The sequence below is a fragment of the Longimycelium tulufanense genome (genome assembly GCF_014645795.1).
Lineage (GTDB): Bacteria > Actinomycetota > Actinomycetes > Mycobacteriales > Pseudonocardiaceae > Longimycelium > Longimycelium tulufanense.
In genome coordinates, this window is sequence record NZ_BMMK01000072.1 from 1 (window position 1) to 8224 (window position 8224).

The following is an 8224-nucleotide window of genomic DNA, read 5'->3' on the forward strand; positions in this document are numbered from 1 at the left end:
CCTGGCAGGTCAGTCGAGCCAACCTGCCATCTCCAGGCGATCCACCGCTAATCAGACAGTCCCACGCGGTCCCCACTGGTGCACTGGGTATTCGCCGGCATCGATGCTGGCGTGTCCTCGAAGGGCGGCGGCCGATGCGGGCAGGATCGACCGCCCAAACTGGTGATCAGCAGCCGAACGCGGGCAGGTCCGATGTAGCCAGGGGGTCGATGCTGAGTTGTAGGTGTGCGGCCAATGCTTATCGAGTTTTCCGGCTTGGTGACTGCGCATGGTTTCTCCTGTTCAGTCGAGTAGGCAGGCCACGTCGGTGATGCGCTGATCCAGCCGCGCTGATCGTGCCCGTGCGGCGTCGTGTTCCGCAGCGACCAACACTGTGGCTGCGGCGTCGTGGTTGCCGGTGCGTGCGTAGGCTTCGGCCAACCAGGTCCGGTAGAGACCGGTCTCGCGTACGTGCTCGGCCGGGTAGGTGGCCAATGCGCGGGTGAGTAGCGGCTCCGCGGTGGCGGGGTCGCCGAGTTCGATGTGGCATCGGGAGGCCATGACGTCGATTTCGGCCCGGTTGAGCCAATACACCCACTCTGGTTCGGGTGTGCCGGTCGACCGGTCGGCGTACGTGTCGTCAACGGTGTCCAGTGCCCGCCGAGTGGTTTCGGTGTCGCGGGCTCGGGCTGCCGACCAGGCGAGGCGTTCCCACAGCAGGGCACGCACCACCGGTGACGCGGCGGGGGCGCCTGTGATGGCGCTGCGGGCCACGAGCACCGCATCTGAAGGGTCCCCGATGTTGGCGGTCTGGTAGGCCAGGCAGGACAGCAGTTGCGCCCCGAGTACCCGGTCTCCGGCGTGTCGGGCCGCGGATACCCCGGCAAGGTAGGTGTGTTCGGCCTGCGCGTGGCGTCCGGTGTCGCTGGCAACCCAGCCCGCGAGCTGCGCCAGCTCGCTGACCACGCCCCACAGCCTGCCTCCGTTGGTGTCGGTGTAGGACGCGCCGGCCACGACCTGCTGTGCCTCGGCGAGTTCCTTGTGCACCACCGGATACAACTCGGTGCTGCTGACCGTGTCGTCCAGGTGCCGCAATTCCACTACCCGCCGTTGCATTGCCTCGACCAGGCTTGCCCCGATGCGGCGGCCCGCTCGGGAGTGCACCACCATGGGGGAGTCCTCCACCAGCCAGCGGTGAGCAGCCCGCACCGGGTCTGTCGGGTCCCCGTACAGCACGTCGACCGACACACCCAACGCGACCGCGTACGCCAGGACATGGCGGCGCGTGATCCGGCGTCCCCCCGTTTCCAACGCGGCCAACAACGGCTTGCTGTAGTGGGTGCGCCGCGCCAACGCGGATAGGGACAACCCTGCGTGTTCCCGTGCAGCGCGCAGATTCTCGCCCAACCCCATCACGACCCCCACCAGTTGTAGACGGCGGCAGACGGCATCCCTCTTCTCGTCACGTGCCGTGATCGCCAGGCTACGAGACATGGGTAGTGGCTTCGGTCACGCTCCCCCTCGGCAGGGACGCTGCCCGCGCCTCCCCCGACACCGCAGGCAGACCCCATCGCCATGCGCGCGCCGCCCCGCTCGTGCCCACATTCCGGGCGGGGGCGGCGCGCCCCCACGCTCGATCAGCCGGAGATGCGCTGTGCCTACCGTCCTGGTTCCGACTGACGCCGACACCACGCTGGCCCTGTTCGGCCTCGCGCCTCGACCGCCATCCCGCCCGCTGTCGTCGTGGCTGGCCTGCCGCAAGCGGGTCGACGCCGCCAGACGCAAGGAGGTCACGCGATGAGCGCGCCTTGCGGACGGCCCGCACCGTCAGGGCGGAGGTCGACGGTGCTCACTTGGTTTCCCGCACACGGCGTGCTGCACGCCTACCAGGGCGTACCGATGTCCGGGAAGTGGACCGTTCGCACCCTGTGCGACAAGGAACTACCTGCTGTTAGTCCCGGTGCCGGCTGCCCGGACTGGCCGCGCTGCGCAGCCTGCGACACTCGCGCCCCCAGCGGACCACCGATCACCGTCAACCTGCCGGCGTACGGCAGCCGCTGAACTGGAAGGCTTCCACACCATGATCACTGCTCGTGTTGGTGTCGCGACGGAGAAAGGCCCGCGCCGCCCACTCAACGCCGACGCCTGCGCCCATGTCGTTCACGGCGATCGACTGGCACTCGCGGTCGTCGATGGCACCGGCAGCACCCCCGAGGTCGCTGACTTCGCCCGCACCGCAGCGGCCACGGCCGCCTACGTGGCGGCCCGCCGCACCCCCGTGCACGGTGTCCTGGCGGCCCACGAACTGTGCGCCGACCTCGCCACCGACTACCCGTCCCCGTCCGGGGCGATTGTGGTCGCCACCAGCGAACCCGGCGGGGAATGGCGGGTGGCATGGGCCGGTGACTGTATGGCCTGGAAACTCGACCCCACCGGGCAGGTTCGCCGCTGCACCGACCCACACACCCTCGGCGAACGACTTCGCTCTGAGGGAACACCGGAAGACCAGGCCCGCAAGGTCGACCACCAGCTCACCAACGGTCTCGGCCGGATCGACCGCTACGGCCTGGACGCCGTTGAGATCGCCGCCGCACCGGTCCTGGTGCTCACCTCGGACGGTTTCGACCTCGCCGCCGACGCGATGGCCACTCTTCTGCGGCAGCACCCCGACGACCCGCAGACGGCGGCCGAGGCGCTGGTGAAGACCGCGCCAAGACGTAACCGGGATGACGTCGTCGTTCTGGTGGCGCATCACCCCGAACCGCACACCACCACGACCCACGAGGAGGTGACCTGATGATCCCGTTCGGCGGAGACGACGAGTTCGAGGGCGACGAGTCCCCGACCCAGCCAATCAAGATCCCGAAGAAGTAACCCACAGAGAGTTACGGCCCTGGGCACCCGCGCCGGTGTCTGGGGCCTTCGTCTGCCCGCTGATCTGCTCGCCGACCTGGAGACGCTGGCCGCCGAACTCGCACCGATCCATCCCGCCACCGGTCGAACGTGGTGGCGCATCCACCGCAGCCGACCCCTGACCGGACGACTCGGCTTCCGAATGCCTACGCAGCTTCCGCTGCGGTTTCAGAGCCAACCGAAGCACGCGGTGATGCCGGCTGCATCACCGGAGCGGGGAAGGACGTTCGACGCTGGGGGAGAGGTCCCCCAGTGGGGTGTCGGCGGGGGACGGTGCGGGTCCGGCCGGCGCAGGATCGGTACATGTATCGCATCCGCTGGCCGGAGGTGGTCTCCCAGGCCCGGGAGATCGTGGCCAGCTACGAATTCGGGGTGACGCTTCGCGCCCTGTACTACGTGCTGTTCACCCGCGGTGTCATCCCGCACCGTGACCCGGTGTACCGGCGGCTGTCCGCCCGGCTGGCCGAGGCCCGCCGCTGCGGTGAGTTCCCGCCGTTGATCGACAACGTGCGGCAGGGTGTGGATCGGCGCGGAGAAGGACACCGTCCGCCTCATGATCACGCAGTGGACTGAGACCCTGGGGATCCCGGTGATCATCTGCCGGGGGTTCGGGAGCCAGTCTTACGTGGACCAGGTCCGAGACCGGGTGCTCGACGACGGTCGCCCTGCGGTGCTGCTCTACGTGGGGGACTGGGACGCCTCCGGCGAGGACATCCAGCGCGACTGGATGAAGCGGACAGGCTGCTGGTCGGTCGCCCGGCGGCTGGCCGTCACGAAGAGGCAGGCGAACGGCCTGCCCTCCGCTCCGGCGAAACAGGGTGATCCTCGCTGGCCGAAGTTCGCCGCCCGCCACGGCTACGACGTCCACAACCCCGTGCAGTGGGAGGTTGAGGCGCTGCCGCCCGAGCGACTGCGCCGCCTCGTCCTGGCCGCTGTTGACCGCTACCTGGACCGCGCCCAGTTCAACCGGGTGCTCGACCGCGAGCGCCGGGAGCAAGCGGAACTCGCCGCATTCGTCCGGCAGTGGCGCGACCGCTCGCCGTGACCCCCGGCGGATCACGCGAACCGGAGAGGAGAGCGTGGGCTTTCCACCGCGTTGGCCTGTCGTGCTGGTCGAAGGCCCCGGAACATCCCTGGTTGCCGCCCAGGCAGCTCGTGTCGCGCTGGTGCTTGGCCGTCCTGGTGCTCGACCGGTTGTGCTGGACCCCCAACAGGGGAGCAGACCGGCCCGTTCCACTGTGGGGAGAAGGGCAAGTTGGGTGAGGCGGTGCCCAGGTGGTCACCGCTGGGCGTCGGGGGCCGTCGGCGGCCTGCGTACCCACGGCACCAGCACTACCGCGGCGAGCGCGGCGACGACGGTGAGGATGACCACGGTGCCGAGGACGCCGTCGCGGTGCTGGTCGGCGACGCGGAGCAGGAGGTAGGCCCCGGTGCCGGTCAGGGTGAGCGCTGTGGCTAGGGCCGCGATCAGGCCGTGGCGGAAGGTCGCATCGTGCCAGGGCCACCTTCGCAGCAGGGGTAGGCAGATGGTCAGGGTGGCCAGGCCCACGGTGAGGGCGACGGTGGTCAGGACGGTGTCGGTGGGCATCAGGGGTTTTCCTTTCTCGTGATCGCACGGCAGTGGACACCGTGGAGTGATCGTCACGGGTTTTTCCTTGCGGCACAGGGGGAATCCGCGCCGGCTACCCAGGCCGACGGTCAGGTGGGGGCGGTTACCCGGAGGCCTGCGCGTTCGGCCGCGGTGGTGAGGACCGGGTCGTAGGTGATGATCTCGGTGACGGCGCCGGGGATCTGGTTGACCACGGCGAGGTGGAGTGCATCGACGGTGCGTAGGTCGGCGGCGGCTCGGCGCGCGGCGGCCGGCATGACTGGACCCACCGGGAGGACGAGCAGCCCGGCCAGCAGGGCGTCGGCGGCGTCGCGTTCGATCGGGTCGGCTCCGGTGTGGGCCAGCGCGGTGTGCAGTTCGACCACGGCCAGGTCGGAGGTGGCCAGGGGGTCGGTGGTGAGCTGGAGGTGTGCGGCCAGCGCGGCCGTCTCGTCGGTGGGGCGGACGAGCTTGGCCAGGGCGGTGGCGTCGAGGTAGATCACGGCGTGCGTCCGTCGTCCTGGCGGTCGGTGCGCACTGCGGCGGTCGGATCGACCGTGCCCGGTCGGGTGGTGGTGGGCAGGGTGGCCAGGCGGCGGCGTAGCGCGGCCTGCCGGGTGCGCCAGTCGGCGGGGACCAGGCCGCGGCCGGCGAGTTCGTCGGCGGCGACCTCCCCGGGGTGGGGGGTGTGGGCGATGAGCACGACCCGGCCGTTGCTGGCGATCTCGACCCGCTCGTACTCGTCGGCCAGCGCCAGGACGCGCCGGAACTCGTGTAGCACCATCCGGACCGGGACCCGGACGGTGCGGGTGGTGTCGTCGACGCTGACCCCCTTGGGAAGCGAGGGGTTCTCGGTCGTGGTGGGGTCCCGGTCGTCGGGTGATGCCGGCTGCATCAGGGTTCCTTTCTCGTTGATCGCCCGGGGGTTCTTGCTCCCGGATGCTCTGTCACGGTGACGAAAAGGCCCTTTCTGCGGGGGCGGTCAGGGGTGGTCGTCGTCGGTGAGGTCGCGGACGTGGCGGCCGGTCAGCTCGCTGAGCAGGGCGGTGTTGCCGGTGTCCAGGGCGCAGCGCAGGGCCATGCCGCCCAGGGCGTCGGCCAGCCGGGCGAGGTCGGCGGGGGTGTAGCCGTCGGGTTGCCAGTCCAGCGTGGTGAGGCGTTCGGCCAGCAGGCGGAGCTGGCCGGCGGTGCGGAAGGACAGGCGGCCCAAATCGTCGACCGGGTGTGCCTCAGACATGCCGTGGCTCTTCCTCGTCGCGCACCGGCGCCGGGCGCGGGAACTCCCGGGGGACCGCCGGGGTGGTGTCGTCGTCGGCCGGCGGGTGCCGCAGCAGCGCGGTCGCGGCGGCGGTGAGCACGGCGAACACCGGCGCCACGAGCTTGGTGAGCAGCACGACGTCGGGGGAGGACAGCAGCCCGACCAGCCCCGTGCCGGGGATCGCGACCGCGGCGGCCGTGGCCCAGCGGTGTCCGGAGGCCAGGCCGCGCCACCGGGGCGCGCCCGAGGACGCCCCGGTGGCCGCCGCTAGCACCGCGAGCAGGACCGTCAGCAGTGCCCACAGCGCGAGCGCCAGCACCGCCGGCCGCTCGGCGAGCAGGTGCACCGCGCCGGTCCCGGCCGCCAGGCAGGTCCCGGCCCACCCCAGGACCAGGCAGGCCCGTGCCGCCCAGCGCGGTGGGATCACCCACACCAGGTGCCGGGCCACCAGCCACACCCCGAACCCGACCCCGGCGGTGACGAACAGCAGGCCGAGCAGGCCCGTGGTCCACGCATCCCATCTGTCCATGGCCGGTCAGCGTAGCGATCACCGGCCGGCACGGTCACCACCACCGACACTGGTTAACTCGATCAGCCCATCAGTAACCAGCAGCAAAGTTCGTGAACTCACGAACGAGTTGGGGCACTGTGTGGGGTCCGATAACTGGGACTTATCGGACCCCAGCATCTTTCGTCACTTTAGTTACGTCATCTAAGATACGAAAAACGTAACTAAAGACGAAACTAAAGACGAAACTGAAGTTGCGACGGAAGAGACGTAAGCGGTAGGATCGTGACGTGGACCACGACACCGCAGCGACCGCACCCGCCGAGACCGCCGGCCAGGCACAGCCCCCCGACTGGTGCCAGTACCCCGGCTGCACCCGCCCCCGTCGACCCGATCCCGCCACCGGCCGCCCGAGCCTCTACTGCGAACAGGCCGACGTCCTCCCGGACGGCACCCGCGGCCCCGTGCACAACAAGGGCAGCGCGTGGCGCGAGCGCCAGCGCCGCAAGCGTGAGGCCGCCCAGGCCCAGGGCGGCGGCGCGACCGTCGACCCCGCCATCGAGGACACCTCCACCCCGGTCTCCCTCGCCAAGGCCACCCTGGAGCAGCAACTCGGCGAACTTCCCGCGCGGATCGCCGACTTCCGCGCCTACCTCGACCGCGTGGTCGCCACCGTCGCCGTGGCCGGCGACGTCGAGGCCGCCGCCGCCGAAGCCGAGGAGGCCCACCGCGCCGCCCTGGCCCAGGTCGCCGAGGCCGACCGGCTCCGCGCCGCCGCCGACCGCGCCCGCAAGGACGCCGAACGCCGCGCCGACGTCGCCGACCGCGAACGCGCCGAAGCCGACGCGGCGGCCGAAGAAGCCGAGGCCGAGGCCGAGCGGGTCCGTGCGCAGACGCAAGAGGAGATCGACCGCATCCGCGCCCAGACCACAGCCGACGTCCAGCAGGCCCGCGCCGCCGCCAAGGCCGCCGAGCAGGCCGCCCAGGAGGCCCAGACCGAGCTGGAGCGCGTCACCGCAGCGTCGGAGAAGGCCATCGCCCAGGCCCAGGCGGACGCCGCCACCGAGATCAAGAAAGCCAAGATCGAGGCCGCCACCGAGATCGAACGGATCAAGGCCCATGCCGACACCGAGGCCCAGGCGGTGAAGAAGACCGCCGCCGACCAGGTGGCCGAGGCCCAGGCCCACGCCGACCGGGCGGACGAGAAGGCCCGCCAGGCGATCGACGACGCCGCCCGCCGGGTCGAACGCGCCGCCCAAGCCGAACGTGACGCCCGCGACGAAGCCGAACGGCTCCGCAACGAACTCGCCGCCGTCCGCCAACAGCTCACCCACGACCAGGCCGCCTACCGCCGCGAGCTGGACGAGCTACGCAAGGAGTACACCCAGGACCTCGCCACCCTCCGGGAGGAGCATCGGGTCCAGCTCACCAAGGCCCGCGAGGACTACCGCACCGACCTGGACGCCCTGCGGACCCAGCAGACCGACGCCATGCAGCGCATCACCGAGGCCCACACTGCGGAACTCCGGGCACGCGACGAGGCCCACACCGCCCTCCGCACCCGCGCCGAACGCGCCGAGGCCGACGTCGAACGCCTCCGCGTCGAACTCGACCGGATGCGCACCCTCCCCCCGCCGAAACCAGCGGAGGGGGAACGCCGGCCATGACCCCCGACGCTCCCCCCGCCCCAGCGGAACCCGAACCGTCCCCGGACGACCGGATCGAACGCCTGGCGCGGGAGGAGATCACCCGCTACCTCACCACCGACGTCCAGCGCCGCCAGGACGACCACGACCAGGCCCTCACCGACGCCGACCCCGGGGCCGCCGCGCTGACCGGCCCCTTGCTGGATCGCGCCCGCGACGCCCTCCAGGCATGGCAGGAGAACGGCTGCCTGACCCCCGAGCACGCCCGGCTCGCCCTGCTGGCCGCCCGCGCCCAACTCATCGACCTCCGGTACGGCGTCCAGCGCCGAAAC

General features: G+C 71.0%; 13 protein-coding genes. 7 read left to right on the top strand and 6 right to left on the bottom strand.

Translation table 11 applies throughout. The features are described from left to right. Positions 1 to 282: 282 nt before the first annotated feature. Positions 283 to 1473: a helix-turn-helix domain-containing protein gene (locus tag IEY55_RS31115; RefSeq protein WP_229686937.1), complete on the bottom strand. Its 1191-nt coding sequence runs from the start codon at positions 1471 to 1473 to the stop codon at positions 283 to 285. A 160-nt stretch (positions 1474 to 1633) separates the two neighbouring features. On the opposite strand from IEY55_RS31115, the gene IEY55_RS31120 reads away from it, so the two are divergent. The 5 genes from IEY55_RS31120 to IEY55_RS32435 all read left to right on the top strand — a co-directional run bounded on the left by IEY55_RS31120 (position 1634) and on the right by IEY55_RS32435 (position 3937). Further along, positions 1634 to 1780 carry a hypothetical protein gene (locus tag IEY55_RS31120; RefSeq protein WP_189062168.1) on the top strand — a complete coding sequence of 49 codons (147 nt, stop codon included), beginning with the start codon at positions 1634 to 1636 and terminating at the stop codon, positions 1778 to 1780. A 44-nt stretch (positions 1781 to 1824) separates the two neighbouring features. After that, positions 1825 to 2040: a hypothetical protein gene (locus tag IEY55_RS31125; RefSeq protein ID WP_189062169.1), complete on the top strand. Its 216-nt coding sequence runs from the start codon at positions 1825 to 1827 to the stop codon at positions 2038 to 2040. Between the two features lie 19 nt (positions 2041 to 2059). Then, positions 2060 to 2776 carry a PP2C family protein-serine/threonine phosphatase gene (locus tag IEY55_RS31130; RefSeq protein ID WP_189062170.1) on the top strand — a complete coding sequence of 239 codons (717 nt, stop codon included), beginning with the start codon at positions 2060 to 2062 and terminating at the stop codon, positions 2774 to 2776. Positions 2777 to 3195: 419 nt separating this feature from the next. Then, entirely contained in the window at positions 3196 to 3465 is a 270-nt protein-coding gene (locus tag IEY55_RS31135) for a hypothetical protein (protein ID WP_189062171.1), read from the top strand. Continuing rightward, the gene (locus IEY55_RS32435) at positions 3446 to 3937 is read left to right on the top strand and encodes a hypothetical protein (RefSeq protein WP_229686938.1); all 492 of its coding nucleotides are present in this window, start codon (positions 3446 to 3448) and stop codon (positions 3935 to 3937) included. Before IEY55_RS31135 ends, IEY55_RS32435 begins: the two co-directional genes overlap by 20 nt. A 234-nt stretch (positions 3938 to 4171) precedes the next feature. Here IEY55_RS32435 and IEY55_RS31145 read toward each other — a convergent pair whose 3' ends face one another. The 5 genes from IEY55_RS31145 to IEY55_RS31165 all read right to left on the bottom strand — a co-directional run bounded on the left by IEY55_RS31145 (position 4172) and on the right by IEY55_RS31165 (position 6267). After that, positions 4172 to 4480: a hypothetical protein gene (locus tag IEY55_RS31145; protein ID WP_189062172.1), complete on the bottom strand. Its 309-nt coding sequence runs from the start codon at positions 4478 to 4480 to the stop codon at positions 4172 to 4174. 110 nt (positions 4481 to 4590) lie between these two features. Continuing rightward, a complete protein-coding gene (locus IEY55_RS31150; RefSeq protein WP_189062173.1) occupies positions 4591 to 4983 on the bottom strand; it encodes a PIN domain-containing protein in 393 nt (130 codons plus the stop codon). Further along, positions 4980 to 5375: a hypothetical protein gene (locus tag IEY55_RS31155; RefSeq protein ID WP_189062174.1), complete on the bottom strand. Its 396-nt coding sequence runs from the start codon at positions 5373 to 5375 to the stop codon at positions 4980 to 4982. The genes IEY55_RS31150 and IEY55_RS31155 overlap by 4 nt, the downstream gene beginning before the upstream one ends. 87 nt (positions 5376 to 5462) lie before the next feature. Beyond that, positions 5463 to 5717 carry a hypothetical protein gene (locus IEY55_RS31160; RefSeq protein ID WP_189062175.1) on the bottom strand — a complete coding sequence of 85 codons (255 nt, stop codon included), beginning with the start codon at positions 5715 to 5717 and terminating at the stop codon, positions 5463 to 5465. Further along, complete coding sequence (locus IEY55_RS31165; protein WP_189062176.1) at positions 5710 to 6267, bottom strand: hypothetical protein; 558 nt, start codon at positions 6265 to 6267, stop codon at positions 5710 to 5712. The genes IEY55_RS31160 and IEY55_RS31165 overlap by 8 nt, the downstream gene beginning before the upstream one ends. Positions 6268 to 6536: 269 nt before the next feature. Between IEY55_RS31165 and IEY55_RS31170 the strand changes: the two genes are divergently transcribed. Both IEY55_RS31170 and IEY55_RS31175 read left to right on the top strand, forming a co-directional pair. Continuing rightward, positions 6537 to 7913, top strand: coding sequence for a coiled-coil domain-containing protein (locus IEY55_RS31170; RefSeq protein WP_189062177.1), 1377 nt, complete (start codon positions 6537 to 6539; stop codon positions 7911 to 7913). Next, positions 7910 to 8224 (top strand): hypothetical protein (locus IEY55_RS31175; protein WP_229686939.1); only part of this gene is annotated, 315 nt, incomplete at its 3' end. The genes IEY55_RS31170 and IEY55_RS31175, both read left to right, overlap by 4 nt.

What these genes read in the sequence shown, in the direction of transcription:
- IEY55_RS31115 (WP_229686937.1), bottom strand. Translation starts at nt 1,473, where the DNA reads ATGTCTCGTAGCCTGGCGATCACGGCACGTGACGAGAAGAGGGATGCC.
- IEY55_RS31130 (WP_189062170.1), top strand. Translation starts at nt 2,060, where the DNA reads ATGATCACTGCTCGTGTTGGTGTCGCGACGGAGAAAGGCCCGCGCCGC.
- IEY55_RS31135 (WP_189062171.1), top strand. Translation starts at nt 3,196, where the DNA reads ATGTATCGCATCCGCTGGCCGGAGGTGGTCTCCCAGGCCCGGGAGATC.
- IEY55_RS32435 (WP_229686938.1), top strand. Translation starts at nt 3,446, where the DNA reads ATGATCACGCAGTGGACTGAGACCCTGGGGATCCCGGTGATCATCTGC.
- IEY55_RS31145 (WP_189062172.1), bottom strand. Translation starts at nt 4,480, where the DNA reads ATGCCCACCGACACCGTCCTGACCACCGTCGCCCTCACCGTGGGCCTG.
- IEY55_RS31155 (WP_189062174.1), bottom strand. Translation starts at nt 5,375, where the DNA reads ATGCAGCCGGCATCACCCGACGACCGGGACCCCACCACGACCGAGAAC.
- IEY55_RS31160 (WP_189062175.1), bottom strand. Translation starts at nt 5,717, where the DNA reads ATGTCTGAGGCACACCCGGTCGACGATTTGGGCCGCCTGTCCTTCCGC.
- IEY55_RS31165 (WP_189062176.1), bottom strand. Translation starts at nt 6,267, where the DNA reads ATGGACAGATGGGATGCGTGGACCACGGGCCTGCTCGGCCTGCTGTTC.